The sequence below is a fragment of the Methylophaga sp. UBA3613 genome, from assembly GCF_002375415.1.
GTDB lineage: Bacteria > Pseudomonadota > Gammaproteobacteria > Nitrosococcales > Methylophagaceae > Methylophaga.
Map to the genome: position 1 here is coordinate 146,115 of NZ_DFLS01000007.1, position 24,418 is coordinate 170,532.

At 44.9% G+C, this 24,418-nt stretch carries 23 protein-coding genes and 1 tRNA gene; 6 read left to right on the forward strand and 18 right to left on the reverse strand.

Features of this window, described 5'->3' with window-relative positions; all coding sequences use genetic code 11:
• Positions 1-18: 18 nt before the first annotated feature.
• Together B3S93_RS09325 and B3S93_RS09330 are read left to right on the forward strand one after the other, a co-directional pair.
• A complete protein-coding gene (locus B3S93_RS09325) occupies positions 19-195 on the forward strand; it encodes a DUF3012 domain-containing protein (protein WP_292402558.1) in 177 nt (58 codons plus the stop codon).
• Positions 192-959 (forward strand): HAD family hydrolase, encoded by a 768-nt coding sequence (locus B3S93_RS09330; RefSeq protein WP_292402555.1) that lies wholly within the window; start codon positions 192-194, stop codon positions 957-959. Before B3S93_RS09325 ends, B3S93_RS09330 begins: the two co-directional genes overlap by 4 nt.
• A 425-nt stretch (positions 960-1,384) precedes the next feature.
• Here the strand turns inward: B3S93_RS09330 and B3S93_RS09335 are convergent.
• Positions 1,385-1,461 (reverse strand) — tRNA-Asp (locus B3S93_RS09335).
• Positions 1,462-1,686: 225 nt separating this feature from the next.
• Complete coding sequence (locus B3S93_RS09340; protein ID WP_292358559.1) at positions 1,687-2,523, reverse strand: plastocyanin/azurin family copper-binding protein; 837 nt, start codon at positions 2,521-2,523, stop codon at positions 1,687-1,689.
• A gap of 623 nt (positions 2,524-3,146) precedes the next feature.
• On the opposite strand from B3S93_RS09340, the gene B3S93_RS09345 reads away from it, so the two are divergent.
• Positions 3,147-5,279, forward strand: coding sequence for a TonB-dependent receptor family protein (locus B3S93_RS09345; protein ID WP_292748692.1), 2,133 nt, complete (start codon positions 3,147-3,149; stop codon positions 5,277-5,279).
• A 180-nt stretch (positions 5,280-5,459) separates the two neighbouring features.
• Here the strand turns inward: B3S93_RS09345 and B3S93_RS09350 are convergent, their stop codons facing one another.
• The 5 genes from B3S93_RS09350 to B3S93_RS09370 all read right to left on the reverse strand — a co-directional run bounded on the left by B3S93_RS09350 (position 5,460) and on the right by B3S93_RS09370 (position 8,688).
• On the reverse strand, positions 5,460-5,801 hold the full coding sequence (locus tag B3S93_RS09350; RefSeq protein ID WP_292358563.1) for a hypothetical protein: 342 nt from the start codon (positions 5,799-5,801) through the stop codon (positions 5,460-5,462).
• 78 nt (positions 5,802-5,879) lie between these two features.
• On the reverse strand, positions 5,880-6,260 hold the full coding sequence (locus B3S93_RS09355; protein WP_292402549.1) for a DUF6746 family protein: 381 nt from the start codon (positions 6,258-6,260) through the stop codon (positions 5,880-5,882).
• 159 nt (positions 6,261-6,419) lie between these two features.
• Positions 6,420-6,845 carry a plastocyanin/azurin family copper-binding protein gene (locus B3S93_RS09360; RefSeq protein WP_292402546.1) on the reverse strand — a complete coding sequence of 142 codons (426 nt, stop codon included), beginning with the start codon at positions 6,843-6,845 and terminating at the stop codon, positions 6,420-6,422.
• A 223-nt stretch (positions 6,846-7,068) separates the two neighbouring features.
• Complete coding sequence (locus B3S93_RS09365; protein ID WP_292358566.1) at positions 7,069-7,494, reverse strand: MgtC/SapB family protein; 426 nt, start codon at positions 7,492-7,494, stop codon at positions 7,069-7,071.
• A gap of 117 nt (positions 7,495-7,611) precedes the next feature.
• Positions 7,612-8,688 carry an AI-2E family transporter gene (locus B3S93_RS09370; protein WP_292358568.1) on the reverse strand — a complete coding sequence of 359 codons (1,077 nt, stop codon included), beginning with the start codon at positions 8,686-8,688 and terminating at the stop codon, positions 7,612-7,614.
• A 162-nt stretch (positions 8,689-8,850) separates the two neighbouring features.
• Here B3S93_RS09370 and B3S93_RS09375 point away from each other — a divergent pair, with 162 nt between their 5' ends.
• On the forward strand, positions 8,851-9,930 hold the full coding sequence (locus B3S93_RS09375) for an efflux RND transporter periplasmic adaptor subunit (RefSeq protein WP_292402542.1): 1,080 nt from the start codon (positions 8,851-8,853) through the stop codon (positions 9,928-9,930).
• 6 nt (positions 9,931-9,936) lie between these two features.
• Positions 9,937-13,101 carry an efflux RND transporter permease subunit gene (locus B3S93_RS09380; RefSeq protein WP_292402538.1) on the forward strand — a complete coding sequence of 1,055 codons (3,165 nt, stop codon included), beginning with the start codon at positions 9,937-9,939 and terminating at the stop codon, positions 13,099-13,101.
• Here B3S93_RS09380 and B3S93_RS09385 read toward each other — a convergent pair.
• Positions 13,077-13,607, reverse strand: a complete 531-nt coding sequence (locus B3S93_RS09385; protein WP_292402535.1) for a lipocalin family protein — start codon at positions 13,605-13,607, stop codon at positions 13,077-13,079. The two genes, B3S93_RS09380 and B3S93_RS09385, sit on opposite strands and share 25 nt — an antisense overlap.
• A 48-nt stretch (positions 13,608-13,655) precedes the next feature.
• Between B3S93_RS09385 and B3S93_RS09390 the strand changes: the two genes are divergently transcribed.
• Positions 13,656-13,913 (forward strand): TIGR03643 family protein, encoded by a 258-nt coding sequence (locus tag B3S93_RS09390; protein WP_292402532.1) that lies wholly within the window; start codon positions 13,656-13,658, stop codon positions 13,911-13,913.
• A gap of 30 nt (positions 13,914-13,943) precedes the next feature.
• On the opposite strand, the gene B3S93_RS09395 is transcribed toward B3S93_RS09390, so the two are convergent.
• The 10 genes from B3S93_RS09395 to argS form a co-directional block, all read right to left on the reverse strand.
• Positions 13,944-14,339: an MAPEG family protein gene (locus B3S93_RS09395; protein ID WP_292358578.1), complete on the reverse strand. Its 396-nt coding sequence runs from the start codon at positions 14,337-14,339 to the stop codon at positions 13,944-13,946.
• Positions 14,340-14,371: 32 nt separating this feature from the next.
• A complete protein-coding gene (locus B3S93_RS09400; protein ID WP_292402529.1) occupies positions 14,372-15,181 on the reverse strand; it encodes an HD-GYP domain-containing protein in 810 nt (269 codons plus the stop codon).
• A gap of 47 nt (positions 15,182-15,228) precedes the next feature.
• Positions 15,229-15,966, reverse strand: coding sequence for a dienelactone hydrolase family protein (locus tag B3S93_RS09405; RefSeq protein WP_292402527.1), 738 nt, complete (start codon positions 15,964-15,966; stop codon positions 15,229-15,231).
• Positions 15,967-16,045: 79 nt separating this feature from the next.
• Positions 16,046-17,056, reverse strand: a complete 1,011-nt coding sequence (locus tag B3S93_RS09410; protein WP_292402524.1) for a class 1 fructose-bisphosphatase — start codon at positions 17,054-17,056, stop codon at positions 16,046-16,048.
• 159 nt (positions 17,057-17,215) lie between these two features.
• Positions 17,216-18,031 (reverse strand): formylmethanofuran dehydrogenase subunit C, encoded by an 816-nt coding sequence (locus B3S93_RS09415; protein ID WP_292402521.1) that lies wholly within the window; start codon positions 18,029-18,031, stop codon positions 17,216-17,218.
• On the reverse strand, positions 18,028-18,930 hold the full coding sequence (fhcD, locus tag B3S93_RS09420) for a formylmethanofuran--tetrahydromethanopterin N-formyltransferase (RefSeq protein WP_292358588.1): 903 nt from the start codon (positions 18,928-18,930) through the stop codon (positions 18,028-18,030). Before fhcD ends, B3S93_RS09415 begins: the two co-directional genes overlap by 4 nt.
• A complete protein-coding gene (locus B3S93_RS09425; RefSeq protein ID WP_292402518.1) occupies positions 18,927-20,594 on the reverse strand; it encodes a formylmethanofuran dehydrogenase subunit A in 1,668 nt (555 codons plus the stop codon). Before B3S93_RS09425 ends, fhcD begins: the two co-directional genes overlap by 4 nt.
• Before the next feature lie 12 nt (positions 20,595-20,606).
• Entirely contained in the window at positions 20,607-21,881 is a 1,275-nt protein-coding gene (locus B3S93_RS09430; protein ID WP_292402514.1) for a formylmethanofuran dehydrogenase subunit B, read from the reverse strand.
• Between the two features lie 94 nt (positions 21,882-21,975).
• Positions 21,976-22,572, reverse strand: coding sequence for an SPOR domain-containing protein (locus B3S93_RS09435; protein WP_292748697.1), 597 nt, complete (start codon positions 22,570-22,572; stop codon positions 21,976-21,978).
• Positions 22,573-22,583: 11 nt separating this feature from the next.
• On the reverse strand, positions 22,584-24,347 hold the full coding sequence (gene argS, locus B3S93_RS09440; protein WP_292402511.1) for an arginine--tRNA ligase: 1,764 nt from the start codon (positions 24,345-24,347) through the stop codon (positions 22,584-22,586).
• Between the last annotated feature and the right edge of the window lie 71 nt (positions 24,348-24,418).

Consider the following 24,418-nt stretch of genomic DNA (forward strand, 5'->3'; position numbering starts at 1 on the left):
CCACCCGGAGTCTTCAAAATGACTATTACCCGTTATTGTTTCCGATTTCTTGGCCTGATGGCATTAACCATAGCCCTCTCAGCCTGTACTCCCGAGGTCGGCTCGGATGAGTGGTGTGTATATATGAAAGAGAAACCCAAAGGCGACTGGACAGCAAATGAAGCCGGTGCCTATGCGGAAAACTGTTTGCTTTGAAGATCGCAGCGAATAAATTATATGCTCTGGATTTTGACGGGGTAATTTGTGATAGCGCGATTGAAACCGGCATAACTGGCTGGCAAGTCGCAACGCAACTCTGGCACGACATGCCTAAAGATTTGCCTGAGCAAATCATGATTGATTTTCGCTATGTCCGACCGGTTATGGAAACCGGTTTTGAAGCCATCTTAATATGTCGGCTGTTATTTGAAGGTGTAAAAGCCGACACTTTAATGACTGACTTTTCCGGGCAAATAAACGCTATCCTGTCCCGTGATCAATTTGATACTACAGAATTGAAAAAACGCTTTGGCGAGCACAGGGATAACTGGATTGAAAATGATTTTTCGGGTTGGATAAAAATGAACCCGCTTTATACGGGTATCGACAAACTGCTGCAGCAAATTCCATTGTCCCAGCTTTTTATCATTACCACCAAGCAGGAACGTTTCGTTCGGGCCATTCTTCAGGCAAACCAAGTAGACATTATCCCGACGCATATTTACGGGTTAGAACGTAAATTGAAAAAACCGCAAATCCTCAACGACTTGCAACAATCACACCCTCAAACAACCATTTTATTTATTGAAGATCGTCTGCCTACCCTATTGGATGTTATCCACACTCCATCGCTATCCAATATCCAGTTATATTTGGCTAACTGGGGGTATAACACAACTCATGACATGCAAGCTGCCCGGCAGAATCCACGAATAAACGCCTTGGACACACCCTCTTTGTCTGACTTGAAATGCTGCTGATATAAAACGTATTGTCATCCAGTGTAGTGACGCAAATAACTGACATTGCTTGCGGCCACTTAAAAGGCATCCGTGTAATCCATTTGAACCATTGGCTTACAGCCTAATAAAAAGCTGTTAGCTATCCATCTATCACATCGATAACGTTATATCATCAGATAGAATTTTGCTCATACCCGGGGTAGGTTAATCTGCGGATATACTGATTCCGGCCAATAATAGTGACCAGCTAGTTTGAGGGGGGGGGCTACTACAAACAATTTTTCTGAAGTTTGAGCAGATTTATAGATAGCTATAGCGTGGAGGCGAGCGTCGGATGGTAAGTTTCACTGGTTATCCTGGTTTCACCTGTTTCGCTTTATTAATTGAAACAAACTTGATAACCAGGCAGCACTAACTAAGATGGAAAGGTCTACCAAAAAAAATGGCGGAGCGGACGGGACTCGAACCCGCGACCTCCGGCGTGACAGGCCAGCATTCTAACCAACTGAACTACCGCTCCGCGACCTGATGGTTTACATACAACCGGTCAGGAAGCGTGCAAGAATACAGTAAAAATTCAAAAGGTGTTAGTCTTCAACAGAAAAAAACCAGCATTCCTCACTAACTATCTGAATTAATGGCCATTAAACGATTTTAATGATTGAACAAATTCAGCGCTGGCGATAAATAACAGACAAAAAAATCCCCCGGGAGCTTCTATCATCAGCTCGCGGGGGAATCCTATTTACATAGCTTCAGCAGCTTGTACCGCTTTATTGACCAGACGTTTTGCTGCACCCTTGGCGCCAGCATTTTTAATCTGTTCCAGATTGACGGGTTCACCTACGATAATTGCCCCCCCCATACCTGCACCAAAATGCGGTGTGCATTTATAGACATAGATACCTTCCTGAGTAAAAGTACGAGTGTAATTTTCACTCATCGGTGAGTGCCAAAGTTCAGTGCCCTCAGGAACCAGCCCTTCAATTGCTTGAGTGTCATGTGTGCTCATATTAGTCCAGGAAACGCTGTCGCCCGGCGCAATTGTCACCACCAGCGGGTTATAAATTAATCCCTGGGCTGTGACGGTATGATTTTTAGATTCCGCTGTTGCAGGTTCAACCTCTGCAGGCTCTTCGGCAATACCCGCTTCTTTTTCAACTTCAGCCAGTATTGCTTCTGCCTCAGCCCGTCCCTCAGCTGCCGTGTTTTCTGCCGCAGCAATCGCTTGATTGGCACGGTCACTTACACTCTGACTGGTTTCCTTAGCCGTTTCAATGGCCGACTCAACCACTTCATTTGTATCTTCAAGCACCGCTTCCTGAGTATTGCTTTCCAAAGCATCCGCTTCTTGTTGAGCTACCTGAGAAACTTCTTCACTGGTCTGGGCAGGTTCTTCAATTTGAGCAGTTTCATCCGTGGCCTCTACGGCTTCAGACATTTTTTCCAGTACTTCTTTTGGAGAGCTTGGGCGATCGTAATGCTCACTGGTTCCGGAAATAAAGGATGAAACGATTGCCACCACAAAAACCGCTATGGCAATGATAATGGCGGCAGTAATAATTGAACGGGAATGACGCATTGGACTCTCCAATTGATAAATTTATTTCGATCATACCATCACCACAACGCTATTTATAAGCAAATATGTGCTGTTATTTGACCTAAGACAATTTTTATTCAGTAACCAGGCTGATTTGGGTTTATGTCTAAAGGCTGCCATACATTTCGATCTTTAGATTGGTTAAGAACGTGTAGTAGAAGGCAAGAAAAAGGCATTTCTCCTAAAAATTCGTGCGCAAACTCCCTAAACCTGTTTACTAAAACGAACAAAAAACCCTGTTTAGTTGTATTTAAACAACATTTTTTTCGAATTCAATCGTTTTAAACAAGAACTTTTAGAAATGCTTGTATACAGCCATATGGATGAACCATTACAACCACACCCTTAAATGACTGCGATTTTTCTCATGATAAAACTAAACAATCGCTAAAACTATTTTCCAGCAAAAGTGGTTGATTTAAACCACCTGCAGAGTCGCTGTCTTTGCTACGACTTAAAACACCTTGTTAGAACCTTTCCTCGAACATGTTTTGGGAGTTTTTCCTATATCAAGCCCATCAGCGTAGAGCTAGCCTGCACGGGCTTTTTACGTTCAGGAGAGAGAAATGAAATTAAAACCAAAAATTATTAGCACCGCGATAATGTCATCGCTGATGCTGATGCCTTATGCCGTTCTGGCTGAGGAAGATACTGTTGATACGGGCAAAATGACTGTTACAGGGATCTTGCCGGATCGTCTAGAAGCTGTTCCCGGATCATTCGATATAATCGATGAAGAATATCTAGAAGAACGTCGCCCAATATCTAATCTGGAAAGAATGAGAACAATACCAGGCATCAATGTTGTTGCTGACGGAAGCATGGGGTTTGATACAAACATTGGTATCCGTGGGCAGAATCCGCGTCGTAGCGCCAAAGCAATGATTATGGAAGATGGTATGCATTTACAACTGGCACCCTATGCTGATCCGGTTGTGCACTACACCACCCCCTCTCAAGCAGTTAATCGTATTGAGGTAATTAAAGGAGCCGGTCAAATTCTTTATGGACCTCAGACTTTAGGTGGTGCGGTGAACTTTGTGACTAACCCGGTTCCTCGTAATGGTGAAGTCGAAGGAAGTGTCACTTCTGCTTTTGGTAATCAAGGTTATCGTATGTTAAATGGCAGCGTTGGTTTTGGGAATGAAATCGGCGGAGTGATGTTCGATTTCAATCAGAACAAAGGTGACGGAGTTTATGACGATGCTGAGTTTGATGTTAAAGACTACCGTTTTAAAGGCGAGCTGGATATTACCGACCGTCAAACCCTTGCTTTAAAGTTAGTTCACACTCTTGACCGTCGCAATTCAACTGAGGCCTATTTAACCCCCTTTGAATACGATCAAGACCCTTATTCTCACCCATCTATTGAAAATGATGAATGGGAGCAAGATCGCGATGTCGTTCAGTTACAACATATTTTCGAAGTGAATGATAGTTTTAAGCTAACTTCTCAAGCTTATTACACCGATACCTTCCGCAATGGTCTGCGTAGTACTGAAGAGAATGAAGACGGAGATCTAAATAGTAACGGCAATATTACTTCCGTATTCAGAAATTGTCCGGGTCAAGGTGGGGAAGGTGTCCTGGCTGGTGACGTAGATGCTAGTCAATGCGCCGGTCGCCATGCACCACGCCAGTATTACACTCGAGGATTAGAAACCCGAGGTGATTTGTCATTCAGTCTGTTTGGCCTTGACCATGACACCATCTTTGGTGTGCGTTATCACGAAGAAAATGTCCATCGTCAGGAAATCCTGTCACAAAGTGTTGCTGAGCGTGAAGACTATGATTTGGCGCTAGCGAATAACCCAGGTGATGTTGAAGAAGCCTTTATCAAAACCAATGCCTTGTCTTATTACATGCAAAATACCACCTATGTTGGTAATTGGTCTTTCACTCCTGGTTTCCGAGTAGAAGATGTTCGCACCAGCGAAAAGTTCTTTGAAGGTGGCGTTCAAGAAAGTCGTGAAAGCCTCTCCTATACAGAGTTCCTACCCAGCTTTGGCGTAGCCTGGAATGGTATTGCTAACACAACTGTCTTTGCAGGTGTTCATAAAGGTATCGCACCGGCACGAGCAGATCGTGAATTTAGCGAAGATGGCGGCCGGGCAGAACCAGAAGAAAGTACCTTGTATGAGGTTGGTGTACGTAGCACGTATTTCAAGGGAATAAGCTTTAAAACAGCATTGTTCCACAATGATATCCAAAATACCTTGATTGATTTTGGTGACACCTTTGACAACAGCGGTGACAGCAAACAAACCGGTATTGAAGTAGCGGGTCGTGTTGATTTCGGTGACATTTATGGCTGGACGAATAATATCTATTTGTCAGGTGCGTATACCAATCTTTGGACAGCCGAATATGAAGATGGTCCAGATCCAACAATTAACGGTAACAGAATGCAATATGCACCTGAACACCTGTTAAACATTGATCTTGGCTATGAACATCAAAGCGGTGTGAATGCGAGAATCGGGGTACAGCATGTCAGCAAACAATTTGTTGATGATGGGAATACTCGCGTCGAAGATGTTAGCGGCCTTCAAGGAACTATTCCAAGCTTTACCGTTTGGAACGCTACGGTAAATTACCGCGTGCCTAATACGGGTGTAACGTTATTTACCGGTGTTGAAAACCTGTTTGATAAAGAGTACTTGGCCAGCCGTAACGAAGGTAAGTTAGTGGGTCGTGAGCGTCTTTACTACGGTGGTATTACCTACAACTTTTAATCGGCTTCAACGTTGACGGAGAAGGTATGCAGAACATGTTTTAAATATGTAATAAAACAGCCATTTCTCCCAGATTTGCTGTTTCTGTATGACCATTACCGACAAGCCCGCCTTAGGCGGGCTTTTTTTTACAAAAAAAACCCACGTTGAAGTGGGCTTTGATTGATTTGCTGTTTTGAATCAGTCTTTTTGAACTTCGCGTTTATCGATATACATCAACACGATTTGCCTATCCGTATAGATATCGTTTGAGCCACTGTTGCGAACCGTGTCATAAAAGGCTTTAAACTTGGGATCGCGTTGTTTCATATCTTCAAGATTATCAAGTAGCACCAGCGCCTGAAATGCCGTTGGCGCAGTATCAAAAAACCGCATAGTGCAATAGCTTGTTATCGGTTGACCAGAAACTTCAAGTTCAGCCTTCAGTGATTCATCAAATATACATTGCTGATAATTCTCATGCTCAGCAATAACATTTCCTGATAACAACAAGCTACATATAGCGGCGTAATGGGCTTTCATATCGTCTTCTCTGAACATCAAAATTAAAGATAATTGTTCAGACTGCTCTTATGAAGCTCGGTTCCTGTTTGCCGATTCTTATTGACCCATTTTACTGATGGTATTAATAACCTCCATATAAGCATCACCGTGATCCCGAACCGCATCAGCATCATATTTTTCCGAGGCCAGATGGACTTCTTCAAGTGTTACCGTTAACTTGCCCAGCTCATCGTTAATTTTCGCCAAAGCATTTTCCAGGGTATAGGTCAGTTCATGGACTTTGGTCACATCATCAGCTGACATTGAGTCTTTTTTGAGTAAACTCTCAAGCCGTTGATTATAAAGTTTAAAATTTGTTACGGCCTCCTCCAGTGATTCAGCGTTTTTCCCTTCGAAATGCTCAACTGCTTCCGCTTTCGCCATTGTAGCAACACCAAAACTGAGCGCCGCAGCGGCAAGATAATTCATCACTTTCATATAGGCAGGCCTCTATCAAATAATTAAGAATGGTTAACAAATAATAACGATAAACGTTATCAACAGTAGATAGGGGTAAATATTTCAATATCAAGGGGCATAAAAAAACCTCTCGTTACCAACAACGAGAGGTTTTATGTAGGACGCTGATTGAAGCGTTTACATTGATTCGGCTTCGGAGATAGTTTTTCTGACAACTCTGCCAAGACCACCGGTAACATCCGAAGCCTTTATTTCCTCCAGGTTTGTTGGCTCTCCAACAATGACTGCACCGCCCATACCAGCCCCAATATGAGGAGTACAGATATACACATAGATGCCTTCTTTTTCAAAAGTATGCTGGTAGTTTTCGCCCAAAGGGGTGTTTATTTTTTCTGTTCCTTCCGGTACAAGGCCTTCTATGGTTTCCACATTATGGGTAGGCATATTTTCCCAATAAACCGTATCACCTGGGGCAATTTTCACTACCATGGGCTCATACTTCATGCCAATAGCTGTGACCACATGCTTCTCTGCAAATGCAGACTGGCATAGAAATAGGAAAAGGACGGGAATGGTCTGTAATGCAAATTTCATATTAGGCATAGTGCCTCCTGTTCAGACATCGAATCAAATATAGAGCAACGAAATTGCTTAGGGAAAACATCCCTAACATTAATATGCTGACAGGGATCAATTTGCTATAGTTCCAGCAAAAGACCCATGATTTTTATGTTGGATGGTAGTGAAAAATGACGCATTAACTTGAGTTAATCACTGTGGTTGTTATCTTAGTGGTTAACCCTTACCCAAGGAAGCCTTCCCGGCTTTATGTTTTATCTCCATGTTTAAAAAAACTAACAACCTGAAAGATCAGAAATCCCATTAATGTTAAAACAATGGCAATCTCATAACGGGCATAGGCGACGGATAGACCAATTGCCCCTGTTAACCAGATTCCAGCTGCACTTGCCGTACCACTCACCCCGCTATTATTTTTCATAATAGCACCACCACCAATAAACCCCATACCAGTGATAATGCCGTACATCACCCTGGCTTCAGCGGCGTCGCCTTCATAGACATCTCTGGCGACCAACATGAAGGCGCAGCAGGCAATACTGACTAATGGATAGGTACGCATACCAGCCCCTCGGGCTTTATATTCCCTGTTCAAGGCTATTGGCAACGCTAACAGAAAAGCGATTCCCAGTTGATATGAGTGATACCAGATGAGTGCCAAGTTAAGTTCCATGCAAAATCTCCTGATGCTGTTTCAAGATTGTAAAAGAGTTTTCTGCTGACCTAGAGTGCTCTTCTCGGAAAAGATTCATTTACAGAATATGGAGATATGATGACTGAACCAGTGTTGTTATTCCGCTTTAATCTGTGACTTCAAGCCTCTCGGCCAGGCAGTAACCAGCGATTTCAGTAGCGTCGCCAAAGGTATTGCAAAGAAAATACCCCAAAATCCCCAAATCCCACCAAAGAACAGAACCGCTAATATAATAGAGACAGGATGCAGGTTGACTGCTTCAGAAAATAGAATGGGAACCAGTACATTACCATCCAGAGCCTGAATAATGCCATATGCCACTAACACGTAAGCAAACTCATCTGTCAGCCCAAAGTGAAAACCCGCTACAGCTGCAACGGGTATTGTTGCAACGGCGGCACCGATAAAAGGAATGAGTACAGAGAAACCAACTAAAACAGCCAATAACGCCGAATAAGGCAACCCAAACCAGGCAAAGGTAACAAATGCGACGGTCCCGACAATGATGATTTCAACCACCTTTCCACGCACATAATTAGCGATCTGACCATCCATCTCATTCCAGATCCGACTCATCAAACCACGTTTTTCTGGCATCATCGATAAAATAAACTTAACCAGTTTCTCACGATCTTTAAGCATGAAAAAAACCAGAATCGGCACCAGCACCAGATAAACAATCAAACCAATGACATTGCCCAGTGAAGCCAACGATAACGTGAGCGCTCGTTGGCCATAAACACTCAGTTCGCGCGCTACCATTGAAATCCAGTTTTGTATTTCATCCGGTGTTATCAGTGTTGGATACTTTGACTGAAGTTCATCCAGCCATGTTTGCCCACTGGAGAGCATTCTGGGAGTTTCCAGCACCAGATTGACCAGCTGATTCCATAACAGTGGCATCAGCAAAAAAGCCAGGGCCAACATCACACTGACAAATCCCAAAAAGACTATCGCTACGGCTATCGTTTCCGGAATATGCTGCCTGACCAGCATATTTACAACACCTTGAAGCAGAAAGGCGATGATCAGAGCGGTAAAAAAAGGTGCCAGCATGCTGCCGAACCAGATGATTGCAGCAAACCCTAAAATCAGGACTATCAGTAAAATGACGGCTTCTTCGTCAGAAAAATATCTTTCCGTCCAATCTTTGAAAACTGCGCGCAAGGTCATATCTGTTTTGGTCCTGTTCAGCGTCTTAATCAATGTCTGTTACTATTCTGGCATACCGGAATAAGACTTGTTACCAATTAAAAACAGTCTAACACTCATTTTTCAGGAACTATCCAACCCGGTTATGTTCATTATTTGCATTCACCAACCATGCGAACCACTATGCTGAACTCATTTTTTTCCAGCAAACTGCTGTGCGGTTTCTATTTTTTAATGATTAGTTATTCCAGTTTCGCAGCAACGCCCGTCAGCATCAGTAAACCGATAATTTCTGAATCTACTGAAAAACTTACCTTATCAGGTTCGTTAACGGCTGAACGTAGGGCGCTACTTTCCCCTCGGGTAGATGGCCTGGTCAAAGAAGTATTAGTCGACGCCGGCTCTCGGGTTAAACAAGGCGATATATTAATGCGTCAGGATGCCGCGATTGCACGACAGCAGCTTGAGCAGGCAAAAGCTGTAACAAATGAAGCTCAAGCCAGTGTTGATGAAGCTCAGCGTTTGGTGGATGAAGCCCAACGTCTGCGCGGGGAAAACTACATTTCTGCCACTGAACTGGCGAATCGCGAATCCAATTTTGCGTTGAACCAAGCTGCACTTGCTGCGGCTCGGGCCATGCAGAATATGGCTGAAGAGCAATTTCGACGTCACGAACTGCCTGCTCCCTTCAGTGGAGTTATCAGTAGCAAAATGACCGAAGCAGGCGAGTGGGTAAACCGTGGTGATCAGGTGTTGGAATTGGTTGCATTGGAACCGGTCAGACTGGATGTAAACGTTCCTCAGGAAAAATTTTCCGATATCACCCTCAAAACACGGGTAGAAATTCTGCCTGATGCACTGCCCTCACAAAAACTTTCTGGAAAAATAACTGCTCTGGTACCCGTTAGTAATGCTCAGGCACGCTCATTTTTAGTGCGTATTGTTATCGATTCCGCTGATGCGACACTGCTTCCAGGTACGTCCGCCAGTGCAGTGCTTTATCTGGGAAGCGATGAGAGGAAAGGTTATCGGGTTCCCCGTGATGCGGTGTTACGTCATCCGGACGGCGGACGAAGTGTATTTATTGTCGATGAAAACAACCAGGCACATCGGCGTAATGTGAAAGTCGGCAGAGAAGATTCGGATGGAATAATTATTACCGATGGCTTAACCGCAGATGATTTAGTGGTGGTCCGGGGCAATGAGGTGCTTCAGGAAAATGATGAAGTAGAAATTGTTCGCGACGATAATAAAAGGAATTAATCCCGCATGTTAGAAGCGCCTATTCGCAATGGCAAACTACTGACCGTCATTGTGCTTATTGTTTGTGTATTAGGTATTGCCGCCGCACGTTTAATACCCGTCCAGATGATTCCGGATCTGGATGTCCGCACTATCAGCGTAGTCACTCAATGGCCTGGTGCCACCCCGCAGGATATCGAAAAAGAAATACTTATCGAACAGGAAAGGTACCTGCGGAATATTCCCAATCTCCGCCGTATGGAAGCATTTGCTGAAACCGGTGAAGCTGTTATAGAGCTGGATTTTCCATTTGGGGTGGGTATCAACGAAACGTTAATCGAAGTCTCCAATGCATTAAGCCAGGTGCCCAGCTACCCGGAAAATGTCGATCAGCCGAGTATTCGCAGCAGCTCTTTTTCGGAAAATGCATTCATGTATTTTGCGGTATCACCCTTGCCTGGGAACCCGCTGAATCTCAACATCGACATGATTACGGACTTTATCGATGACAATGTTCGCACGCAGATGGAACGCGTGCCAGGGGTTTCCGAGGTACAGCTGCGTGGCGGGGCTGAACGGCAAATGCAGATCTTTATTGATTCCGCCAAACTGGCCCAACGCGGTTTAAGTCTGACCGATGTTCGTGATGCGATACGAGCCCGCAATAGCGACACCTCTGCCGGTGATTTGGATGATGGCAAAAAACGTTATTTGCTCAGAACCATTGGACGCTTTGAAGATAAACAGGAATTGGAAAACCTCATCCTGGCACACCGCAATGGTACGGATATTCTGTTAAAAGATATTGCTACCATCAAACTCGATCACTATGAAGTCCGCCAAGTTGCTGTAGTGAATGATGAACAGGCCTTGACCATGGCCGTTAAGCGCGAACCAGGCTCAAATGTAATTGATATCAAATACGCCATGATGGAAGTGGTCGAAGAGATGCGGCGTGATCTATTAAACCCGAACGGGTTAGATCTGGTACTAATCGGAGATGATGTCCGCTATGTAGAGTCATCAATTCAGAATGTTTCACAAAACCTGCTGTTAGGGGCTTTGCTGGCCACCTTTATCCTTTTTTTATTCCTGCGTAGCCTGCGCGGTACGTTAATTGGGTTGATGGGAATGCCTGTTTGTATCATTGCCGCCTTTTTAGGGCTTTTGGTATTTGATCGGACGATCAACGTTATTTCCCTGGCAGGTATTGCCTTCGCCATCGGTATGACAGTTGATAACACCATCGTAGTGCTGGAAAGCATTGAACAGGCCAGGCGGCGGGGGCTGGACCGAATTGAAGCAGCAATTGTGGGAGTTCGGGAAGTCTGGACGGCCGTACTGGCTTCCAGTATGACCACTATCCTGGTGTTTGCACCAGTGTTGTTTGTGCAGGAAGAAGCCGGACAATTATATTCCGATATCGCGATTGCTATTTCCGTAGCGATTCTTGCCTCAATGTTATTTGCTGTAGGCGTTGTTCCGGCTGCCTGCGCTCGTTTTGGTCTTGGAAAAAGTACAGGTACGCATGAAGATCTGCATCGTCGGGGGATTATACTGCATGGCGTTAACTGGTTAACCAAAGGCCCCGTCAGACGTTTAACAACGATGGCTGTTACGGTGTGTGCCACTTTGGTAGCCGCGTGGCACCTGATGCCCCCTGCAGAATATTTACCGGAGGGAGAGGAACCGAAAGCCTTTACCAGCATGATTCCACCGCCCGGCTATAATCTTTCTGAAATGTTACGCATCAGTGAAGAAGTCATTGAAATTCTGGCTGATGCCAAAGGCGCCGATCCGTCACTGTTTGATCAGGGTGAGGCCCCAATCCCTTCGCTCGCCTATTATTTCATCCGAACCTCTCCAACCGGATTACGGGTACTGAGTGAGCCCACCAGAACTCAAGATATCATTCCGATGATGAATGCCTTAACTGATTTATTCGAGAGTTATCCGGGTATGCGGGCGTTTTCCGGTCGTGGCTCAATTATCTCCAGCGATCAGGGCGGAACCCGTGCCGTCAGTCTGGATATTGCCGGACCGGATATGGAAAGTCTCTATAGTACGGCTGAGTTTGCTCTGAAGCGGGCCGAGAGATTGTTTGAAAACCCTCAGATTGACTCCATTCCAGGATCGTTATCGCTGGATCAACCGTTAATTGAAATTCGTCCACGCTGGTCACGGTTAACGGAAACAGGTTTTACTGCTGATGATTTTGGTTATGCGGTGGCCGCACTAAGTGATGGTGCATTTGTGGATGAGTTTTTTATCGATGACGACAAAGTGGATATGTTTTTATTCAGTACCGCTGGTCAGCAGCAGAATCTATCCGGGCTTGCCGGTTTACCGATCCTAACGCCCAATGGGGATGTTATACCGTTAAATGCATTAGCCGATCTGGAAGAAACGGTTGATAGTGCCACTCTGCGGCGGGTTGACAGTCGGCGTACGGTCACTTTACTGATTATCCCGCCGCGTGATGTAGCGCTGGAAACCGCGGTTAACAAAGTCCGCAATGAAATGATTCCAGCAATGCAGACTGAGGGTGAGGTTGCCAAAGGGGTTAATCTGTCGATTTCCGGTGCGTCAGATCAACTGGATGCCACCCGTGAATCGTTATCTGAAAATCTGCTTGTGGCTGTAATCCTGATTTATCTGGTATTGGTGGCCATTTTCTCGCATTGGGGCTATCCATTGATTATTTTAACCACGGTGCCATTAGGTATCGCTGGCGGTATCGTTGGCTTAGTGGGGGTCAATGCTTCGGGCAGTTTATTAAATGCGATGGGATTACCGGCCATTATTCAGCCGTTTGATATGATTACCATGTTGGGCTTTGTCATTCTGTTGGGTACGGTAGTCAATAACCCCATCCTGATAGTTGAACAGGCCAGACGCAATCTGGCTGATAAAGCAATATCAATACATACTGCGGTTAATCAGGCAGTGGCAACGCGGTTACGACCCATATTAATGTCAACGCTAACCACTATTTTTGGCCTGGCACCACTGGTCTTTATTCCTGGTGCCGGTACCGAGCTTTATCGAGGTGTCGGTATAGTTGTATTGGTTGGGATTGCTGTTTCTACCCTGATTACACTCACTTTCCTACCCAGTTTACTGGTCACAGTATTATCGTGGAAACAGAGACAACATCCGGTACAAGCTCATTCAGCTGAGACAGAATCCTGATCAACAAAAATCAGTTTATCTGTTTCAAAACCACGTTGTGAGGCCTCATTGATAAAGTCGGCGATAACCTCATCGCTGACTTGTGGGGTGCGAGCCAATAACCATAAATAGCCATGATTCGGTCCTGAAACAAACGCATATTGATAGTCCTGTTTATCCAGTCCAAACACTATATAACTGCCATAAAATGGGCCGAAGAACGAAACTTTAAGCTGGCCGATATCACTGGATTGAACAAATTTGGCTTTTCCCTCTGCTTCTTCCCACTGGTTTTCTGCAGCATTAAACCCACGATTAATCACTTGAACATGACCATCTTCATGCAGACTGTATTCCGCCGTCACCGAGGTTAACCCCTCTTCAAACGAATGATCCAGACGCGCTATCTCATACCATTTACCCAGATAACGATCCAGTTCAAAACCGGTGACAGGTTCGACGCCTTCCGGTATTCCGGTACAAGCCGTTAACATTAGAGACAGCAATAAGGTTTTAAATAGACGCATATTTCACATAACCCTGGTTATCTTGAGATTTTATTTAAAAGAAGTTGTATGCATCAGACTCTGAATTCAGTTGATATTTCCAGGATCATTGAAATGGCCTGGGAAGATCGCACCCCTTTTGAGGCAATTTTGCAGCTTTACGGGTTACCCGAACGACAGGTTATTAAATTAATGCGCCGTGAAATGAAACCGGGATCGTTCCGTTTATGGCGTGCTCGTGTTTCAGGTCGTAAAACCAAACATCAAGCCTTACGAAATCCTAATATCTCTCGAGCTTATTGCCCCACGCAATACAAACCCCGTTAGATCCTGCCACAACGGGATTTTTTTAATTGTTTAGACTGCTAAAAAAGCTCTTACGGCAATATAGACACAACTTAACCAGCCCACAATAAAAATCAGACTACGGAAAAGAGCCAAATCTAACGCGTAGAAGATTGGATGCAAAACGCGGCAAGCTAAGAACAGAATAGCGGCACCACTCAATTCCCGTAAATTTACACTGGAATAAAATGCCAGCAAGGTAACAGCTGAATAAAATATTAACGCTTCCCAGGCATTTTTTTGTGCTGCCAATATGCGAGCGGCAACACCGGTCAGTTCTGCCTGTTGTTCTCTGGGATGCCGATTGTCAAATTTATCAACATGCTTGTAACGCAAGTATCCCCCGATAAAGGCTAATATCATCGGAAAAAACGTGACGATAAATAACACAATGAACAACGCAGGCATGTATGACTCCAGGCAGCAAAAGTTAGGGGCATTTAACTGAAATCTGCTGCAATTTTCAGTTGGTTGTAATTCTTTACAAAAAGACTACAGATCTCCGGGTCGAACGCTTTCCCGGATTGATCAGATATATATTTAAGTACTTCATCTTCCGGCCAGGCATCTTTATAAACTCGACGATGATAAATCGCATCCCAGACATCTACTATCGAAAACAATCTGGCATCAAAATGGATCTGCTTACCTTGCAGGCCCTGTGGATATCCCAAACCATCCCATCGTTCATGATGTTCATGTGGAATCATCAGATACTGACACAGAAAATCGTTTTTAGACAAAATATCATACGCAATTTGTGGATGCATTTTCATGATTTGCCATTCTGCATCGGTTAGTTTGCCGGGTTTGGTCAGTATGGCATCCGGAATTCCAATTTTACCGATATCGTGCAGGATTGCACCGTAACGAATCGATTCAAGCTGTTTTTCATCTGCAATGCCTGATAGTTTGGCTAATTCTAAGGTCATTCGAGTCACTCGTTCAGAATGATCTCTGGTTTCCTTATGCCTTACATCCATAACATGGATCCAACCGGTCACCGCTTGTTCAATGCTGTCGAGGATTTTTTTGTTGGCCAACTCAATTTTATTAAAGTCATGACGAATCAATACAAACAAAAGAACTGTCGTGACGATTATGAATAACCAGCCTTTAAAGTGTTGTATCTGGGTAATGCCGCGTTCGTCGGAAAACAAATATTCTACGGTGATATCTGATAAAAAGATCCAGGCAATGCCAACCAGTAAATAGGCCAGCACAACTCGATAATGGGGAGGTAATTTCAAACGTTTACTCTTTTAACTTGTGAACAGTCTTATCGATACATACAGGTTTATTCTGAGCGTTTTTCATCCAGAAACTGCAACAAACGCCGCCAGGATTTTTCGTCGGCCTCAGCATGATACCGATCTATTCCAAACACGGTAAAAGCATGATCTGCACCGCCATAGGCGATCATTTCGTTAGGGACGTTAAAAGCTTCAAGCTGGTTGCTGAGCTCGGCAAACTCTTGCATGCTAATAGCCTTATCTGCGGCGCCATGCAAAATCAGGATTTCAGTTGAAGAATCAGCATAATCCTGGCCTGGAGGTGTTTTCAAACCACCATGAAAACTGACAACACCTTGCAGATCTTCTCCAGCACGTGCCATTTCCAGTGCAGCAGCACCACCAAAACAATAACCTATAACAACGGTTTGCTGTCGATTGGCGCCTAATTCAGCAGCTTTATCTAAAGCGCCCTTTATCAGTTGACGCATCTTCTGCCGATCCTGGTACAGCTCACCGGTATGCTGCTTTTTATCTTTATCCTCTGTGGGCCGAATACCTTTACCAAATAAGTCCGCCGCAAATACTGCATATCCCTCTTCTGCCAGCATATTGGCACGTTTGATTTCGTAATCCGTCAAACCGTCCCAGTCGTGTATCAATAGTACTAGAGGAGCATTATCTGCAGCACTGGTATAAAAGCCTTGATAGGTTTCCCCATTGACCTGGTAATCAATATTTTCTGCAACAGCAGTCATTGAGGCCCCCATCAGTCCCAGTAATAAACATCTTTTCAACGACATGATTTCTCCTTACCAAACACAGAAGTAAGTTAATGTGACCAAAATGCTGGCAAAGAGTTGGCCAGAATCGCCAAACGTTTTAGTGATCCTTGTGGTAACGCACCACTCTGTCGACCTCGTTTCTGGATCCCATAATCACTGGTACCCGTTGGTGAATGCTTTCGGGTTGTATATCCAGAATCCGTTCGGTGCCGGTTGAGCTTAACCCGCCTGCCTGTTCAACAATAAAACTCATCGGATTGGCTTCGTACATCAAGCGTAATTTGCCACCCTGCTTGGCTATTTTGGAATCCATCGGATACATAAATATGCCGCCTCGGGTCAGCACGCGATAAACCTCAGCAACCATTGATGCAACCCAGCGCATATTGAAATTTTTCTCGCGTTCACCCTCAGTACCTTTAATGCATTCTTCCACATATTTCTGAACTGGGGCTTCCCAAAACCGCTGGTTGGACATATTAATGGCAAACTCGGCGGTATCTTTGGGAATACGCATATTGGGATGGGTCAGAATAAATTCACCGACATCACTATCCAGCGTAAAACCATTGACACCATTACCAGTAGTCAGAATCAACATGGTGGCCGGACCATAAACAGTAAAGCCGGCACAAACCTGCTCAGTGCCTTTCTGCATAAAGTCTTTTAATGTCGGATTTTTGCAATCATTAGGGCAACGCAAAATGGAGAAAATAGTACCTACCGACAGATTAATATCAATATTTGAGGAACCATCCAGAGGATCAAAGCAGATCAGATATTTGCCTTTGGGAAATTTGCTGGGGATCTGAATAATTTCTTCGATTTCTTCAGATGCCATAGCTGCCAGATGGCCTGTCCACTTCAGATGATCAACCATTACTTCATTGGTAATGATATCGAGTTTTTTCTGCGTTTCACCCTGCACATTTTCACTGTCAGCATAACCGCCAAGACCAATAATATTGCTGCGGCTGACCAAGTGAGAGATTTTTTTGCAGGCACTAACTACATCACTTAATAATCCCGTCAAATCACCAGTTGAATCGGGGTGAGATCTTTGTTCTTCAACGATAAATTGATTAACCGATTTGCCGATATCAGACATGGCGTTTCTCTCTTTGACTATTTATTTTCTGGGAGTTGAGCTGATGATTCGCAGCTGTTAATAAGAGAGTAAACCAGTGGCAGTGAAAATGCCAAGAGCAGTTCAATTGGGTTTCAAAAACGGCGGGGATTAGACAGGCTAATCCCCTAGCAAATAGCCTTAAATCTTAACGAGAATCTCGCCCATGCCAATGCCACCGACATCGCCAGCGTATCGTTGTACCCGGGAAAATCCTTCAACATTGGCAAACTTGCTATCCAGTTTTTTAAATGAAGCAAACATCAATGGTAAAAATGCCAAGGTATGTGAACCACAATCATTAAAGTTGGCAGTGATGCCATGCTGCGGCATTTTAGGTAGCAATATCGTGCCGCGTTTCATGGCATACCCCAAATGTTTACCGACATCCCCCAATACCGCGATGGTGCCGGAAATCATCCGTGAACCGCAGTATTCTCCCGCATTACCTTCTATCAGTATCATGCCACGACGCATATGATCGCCGGTGCGTGCTCCGGTATTACCCGTGACAATAATAATGCCGCCAGTCATACCGTTTTTATATCCGCTACGAGCCGCGCCGACAAAATCTCCGGCATTACCGTTAATCTTTATTTGACCGCCTTTCATTTCACAGCCGGTGTAAATAAAAGTATTTCCGGTGATTTCAATATTTCCACCAGTCATAAACTGCCCGAGATAAGCACCGGCATCACCTTCGATGGTAATCCGCCCCTGACTCATGGCATGACCGATATGATCCAGTTTGGCTGAGCTGTTTTCAAAGCGAATATCATTTACATCATCACCACTGATATCAAACAGTTCCTCAACTGGCAGTGTTAAACGACCACTCACCAGTTCAATCGCAGCAATATCTGCGACATCTTTCCCTGCCAGCTTATCCGGTGTTAAAGGAGAGCAATCAACACGTTGTGCCAAATCCGTTTTGAGTTTAAGAGTCAGCGCTTTCATGCCATGATCTCCTGCAGATGAAAGTGGAATGGACCTAGTTTGCCACCATAGTTACCTGCACTGATTCGGCGAATACCGTTTTCAGCACCTAAATCACATGCCGCCTGAATGCCGACACGCATGGCTTTATCAATATCTTCTTTGCTCAATCCATCAATAACGATTTCCATAACGGATTCGACTTCTGGTGAACATTCGGATTTGGTCTGACCTTTCAAGGTCGGACAAAATGCATCATTGGTTGAGGCGTTTAACGCTTTATATTTGGAACCCACTTTTGAACCACTGCGGACCACACCGCCCGGAAACGGCATAATGATATTTGGCAGTTGTTTCATGGCCTTAACAGCTGCTTCACACGCTGCCAGTGCCTGGGGCTGGGACTCGGCAAGAATCAGAAAATTACCACCACCAACAGAGGAAACCACACCGGTATTTTCCTGGGTCAGAAATTCTCCATCCATCACCGGAATACGCCAGTAACGTTTACCATCAATCATTTTTGATATCTGATAACCATCACCAAAGAAACGCAGGTTTTTACCCAACGCAATTTCTTTACCATCTTCACCTTCAATCCCTGAAAATAAAGCAGATGTCGGCGAAGTTAAAACACACTGTCCAGCGCGAGTTTCAACCTGTTTCGCCAGTCCTTTACCGCCCATGGCAAAAATCAGACAAGCAACACCGGGACGGCCATCAGGGGTTTCAGAAGGCTCTAATGTTCGTTCAATGGAGGCCTCACAACCGCAGGCAATAACCGATGTAGCAAAACCGGTGAAGGCAGTAGCTGAATGCATTGCCCATTCCAGATTCTGAGCGGTAATGATAATTCGCGTTCCTTTCATCGGAAACGCTTCAGCAAAAGTTTTATCAATGCTGACGCCATTGATGATCATAGTCTGCCTCCCTTATGCAGCGGCTGTATCGTTAAGCTACCACGACCATCATCGACGATTTCGTCGTTACTGATTTTGAAGTTGCTCATTTTCAGGGTATGGAATTTATCAAAATATTGTTGCAGCGGTTTTTCAATGCTGACGTCATATTCCGGTTTCACTACATGGGTGGTACCCCAGGTAATTTTGATGACCTGACCCTGCCGCACCACCATTTCACCGTCTTTAAAGACATAATCCGGTTTTTCAAACATCTTTTCGCGATCGCTGTTGTCGGTGTAGACGGTGATATCCGCCGCTGCACCAATTCCCAGATGTCCACGATCCGCCAGACCAACCAGTTTAGCCGCACCAGCCCGGGTCATAATGGCAATTTCATATAATGAGTATTCGCGATCCAATGAAGCCAGATGGGTGGCTTTCTGTGCTTCCGGATGCAAGGTAGACAACATATCGTTACGGAAAGATTTATCCATCAACAACTTAATCAGATGTGGATAACTGGTAAACGGTGCACCATTTGGATGATCGGTGGTCAGGAAAATACGCCATGGATCATCGACCATCAAGAAGGTTTCCAGACCTATCATCCATTGCAATGCATTCACATAACTTTGGTCTTTGTACTTGAACGGTACAACACCACAACCCGCTTCACATTCGATATCCATACACACCCATTTATTCGGATGTGCATGTGGTGCACCGGCGAACTGACGCATATTGTCGCCAGAAGCGGTTACTGTCTGGCCGAACAGTATCTGCCCGACATCCACGGTAATGTTTTTATGTTTATTAATCGCCTCAGCAATTTCCGCCGCACCGGAGGAGAATTTGAAATCCCCTTCAGTACCGTAACTGTGAAACTGAATATGCGTCAGATGCATCGGCACGCCTTCAGCACCCTGAATGGTATCCAACGTGGTTTGCATATTGCCCGGTACACCCAGATTACAGCCATGTACATGCAATGGATGTGGCACGCCGATTTCCTGCACTGCTCGAGACAATCTATGCAGAATATCGCGGGGGGTGACGCCATAAAAATCATTTTTTTCGTCTAAATCCAGCTTACGCTGATTAAATTTAAAGGCGCTGATACCGCCCGGGTTAACCACTTTGAGGCCTACTGCCTGCGCGTGGTTAATTGTCCAGGCGACATAGTTATTAATCGCTTCCTGATCAGAATTGGCCGCCATCATCCGCAGCAGAAAGTCATCACTGCCGAGCATCACATAGCCACCTTTATCAATGATAGGTGTGTCATGCATTTCCATATGGGCCTGGCGGGCATTAATCGGTAATACGGCGGGTTCAAAGCCTGCGGTATACCCCATCTCTGCGTAACGATAACCTGTCGTCAAAGTGCTTGGAGCAGCATGGCCAGTGCCGGAACGTAACAGTTCGGTGCGTTCATAAACTGCTTCAGCATGGTCTTCCGGTAACATGGTACGGGCAATATTGACTTTACCGCCGCCGATATGGGTATGCATATCAATGGCACCCGCCATAATGACTTTACCACTAACATCTATTTCTTCATCGACCCGACCATCGGTGGGTTTTTCGACAATTCGTCCATCTCGGATATAAATATCTCGCACTACATCATTTACATCGTGTGCCGGGTCAAAAATACGTCCGCCGGTTAATTTTAAAAGCATCTTTCTCTCCGTTTACAGGGCCTGTTCGACCACACTGAGAACTTCAAACACGCTGGGTAAGCCGCTGTCGCGTAATTTTCTGAGTGGCACTGAAACCACACTGTCGCTGCGGAAGGTTCGCCCTTCGTGATCAATACCAGGAACACCCACGGGAATATAGACTTCCGGTTCCGTTTCAAACTGCATACCACTGCGTCCAAGCACAATGGTATTTGCCGATGATTGAGGTGGGGTCACCGCTGTATTGAAACTGGATACCCAGATCAAAAGATCACTTTCATCATTCGCCAGAATACGTCTACTGTCGTTCAAAAACGGATCGTAATCCGGAAAACGACGATTAAACGTTGTACGCATTGGATATCCGCTTTGCCAGGAAGCCACTGCATTTACCGTGGTATCGCCTTCTTTTCCGCCTATCGGCAGACCGTTACTGCGTGTCGTTGCATTGATCTCTTTGATCATTTCACAAACGTTTTGGATGGTCGCTTCAGCATGATCAATATCTAACTGTCCGGCTGACCATGTCACTACTGAATATTTAGCGGCATTTAACTTGTCTGCCAGCGCGGATAAATCACTCACGGCAACGCCCGCGACGGTTTCAGCTTGAATCTGTTTACCTTTTACTAAAGCACGTAAAACAGATACGACTTCCGGTAAATCGGCATTATCACAGGCTATAACCTGGGCTTTTTTACCATTTGGTGAAGTGGAAGCGTCACCACTAGGTGTTTTACCTAAATAAATAACTTCACGAGACTCAATATCCTGACCGAACATACTTTCCTTGTTCCACACCATGCGTTCGTAAAAACGTGGAAAAGTAGATTCAATATCAGTACCGACAAGCACTAATAAATCCACCCGGTTTCTGACTTCTGTCAGTGTGGTGGTCATATAGCCCGTATCCTGTAATACCAGAATATTGCGAAATGCGGCTGGAGAATAATAACTGTCAATGGTGGCGCCACTTTTATCGGCAAGCGCCATTGCTGCGCGTGCACCATTCAAGTCTGTTCCGAGACCGGCAATTAACGGTTGTTTGCTGTTAATCAGTAAATCAGCAATATGCGAAACGGCTTGATCCAGAGTGACCTCTTTACCGTTAATTCGTGGCTGTGTATCGGTGATTGGAGTTTCAAAACCGGGTCGGGTGACAGCATCGCCATTTTCCAGCACTTTAACAGTATTGCCGTTGACCTCTATCGTCAGATCATCGGAGGCTATTCCACAAAATGGACTGGCAACTTCATGCCAAACGGTGGCCGTACTGTTTTCTGTCATATCGCTGTCCTCGATAGTTCTCAATTAAATACACTGGGGCCATTTTAACCTGCTTCAAGTCCAGCCGGACGTTCAGCTGAAAATGTGCACTGGGTTATCCATGCTTTGCCCTTAGCAGGAGTGAATCAATATTATTGTCTCGTAGTTGTTTCTGTAATGCATCGGCCTTACTTCGCCCTACCACTGGCCCAACCTGCACCCGATGCCAGGTATCGGTATTATCAATTGTGACGGTTTGTACTTTTGATTCAATACCTAAAAAGGCTAATCTGGCCCGAAAACCATCTGCATCTTCAAGTTTTTTGAACGACCCCACCTGAATCATATAGCTTACGGCATCTGCAGGTGGTTCAGCTGCGGCCTGCTGGGTTTGCTCGGGCGCTGCCGAAATTTCTTCAGGTGGAGAGGAAACGATTGGTTTCTGTGGTTGATTGGCAATCGTTTTAGGCTTTTCTACCACCACCTCGGTTTCGGGTAATAACGTATAAAAATCAAACGTGGGCTCCACACTCGATTTTTTTGGCTGTTGCTGAGTAGTTTTTGCCTGTTGTTGATCTGCTGGAACATTTTCTTTCAGGTGCAATAAAAACATCACAAAAACACCCACAGCAAAACTGATTAACATTGGTCCCCAAGGCATACTTCCACCTTGTTTTGAAGACTGTTTACGAGTATTTCTTCTGGTTGCCACAAAAAAACCTCTTACATTGATTGTGGCGCTGAAACGCCCATTAAACCAAGGCCATTGGCAATCACCTGCCTGACGGCAGTGATCAGCGTCAGTCGTGCCTGACTTAAGTTAATATCATCTGTCATAAACTGGTGAGCGTTGTAGTAAGTGTGAAAATCACGTGCCAAATCCATTAGGAAATGCGCCAACAAATGGGGGGTATGCGTTATCGCTGCCAGTTCCACCACTTCGGGATAACGTGACAACATGGTAAACAAAGCCTGTTCATGATCTTCGGTCAGTAAAGACAGATTCTGTAATCCTGTCTGTTCATCCCAATTCATCTGCCTTTCTGCCAGTTGACGGAAAACACTGCAGACACGTGCATGAGCATATTGAACGTAATATACCGGATTATCATTACTTTGGGATTTTGCCAGTTCAAGATCAAAATCCATATGCTGGTCAGCACCGCGCATCACATAAAAGAAACGGGCAGCATCTTTACCAACTTCGTCCCGCAGTTCGCGTAATGTGACAAACTCTCCACTACGGGTCGACATACCGACTTTTTCTTTACCACGGTACAACACAGCAAACTGCACCAGCAAAACCTTCAGCTTGCTGACATCCTGATTGAGCGCCTCCATGGAGGCTTTAACCCGCGTTATATAACCGTGATGATCGGCGCCCCAGATATCAATAATCTGATCAAAGCCGCGATTGAATTTATTCAGGTGATAAGCGACATCAGAAGCGAAATAAGTTGCCTGACCATTGTCACGAACCACCACCCGGTCTTTTTCATCACCAAAATCAGTGGATTTAAACCACCAGGCACCATCCTGCTGATAAAGCATATTGGCGGCTTTCAGTTGTTCAACAGCTTTATCAACTACACCGGATTCCACCAGTGAACGCTCAGAAAACCATTCGTCGTATTCGGCGCCAAAACCAGCCAAATCATTACGAATATCATCCAGAATGGCATTGAGGCCCAAATCAAACAACTGACGATACATATCTGCACCGAGAAGACTTTTGGCCTGTTGGGTCAAGCCATCGATATGCAGCTCTTTATCACCACCTTGGGGTTCATCCGCCGGAACACCCTCAAAAACCAGAGATACTGGATGCAATAATGTATTTCCATGCTGTTGTTTTAATGTTTCAGCAATGTCTAAGACATATTCACCACGATATCCGTTACTTGGGAAAGTAAACTGCTCGCCACATTTTTCCAGGTATCTCAGCCAGACACTGGTGGCCAGAATATCCATCTGACGACCGGCATCATTTACGTAATATTCACGGTGAACATCAAACCCTACTGCTTTTAACAAACTGCTGACCACCGAGCCATAGGCCGCGCCACGTCCATGACCGACATGCAATGGTCCGGTTGGATTGGCCGAAACAAACTCCACCTGAACTTTCTGACCATTGCCGTATTGGCTCAGACCAAATTGACCGGCTTTTTTCAGGACATCTGCCACGACCTGCTGTCTTGAATTCGCGGATAAGCTGAAATTAATAAACCCCGGACCGGCAATTTCTACTTTCTCGATCACTTCATGCTGTGGAAGCGCATCAACAATCAAAGTGGCTATCTGCCTAGGATTCTTTTTGGCGGGTTTAGCTAATACCATCGCAATATTACTGGCGAAATCACCATGGCTACGATCTTTGGTTCGCTCCAGCTGAACATCAGCCGATGAAATATCTGCAGGAAGGCTTTGTTGGGAAATCAACGAAGCTAAAGCACTTTCAATAAGTTCTTTTAATTGGTCTTTCAAGGTAATGCAGTCCGGATAACAGAATTGTGATGGCGCATTTTAACCGATCAGACTAGCGGATGACATCATCG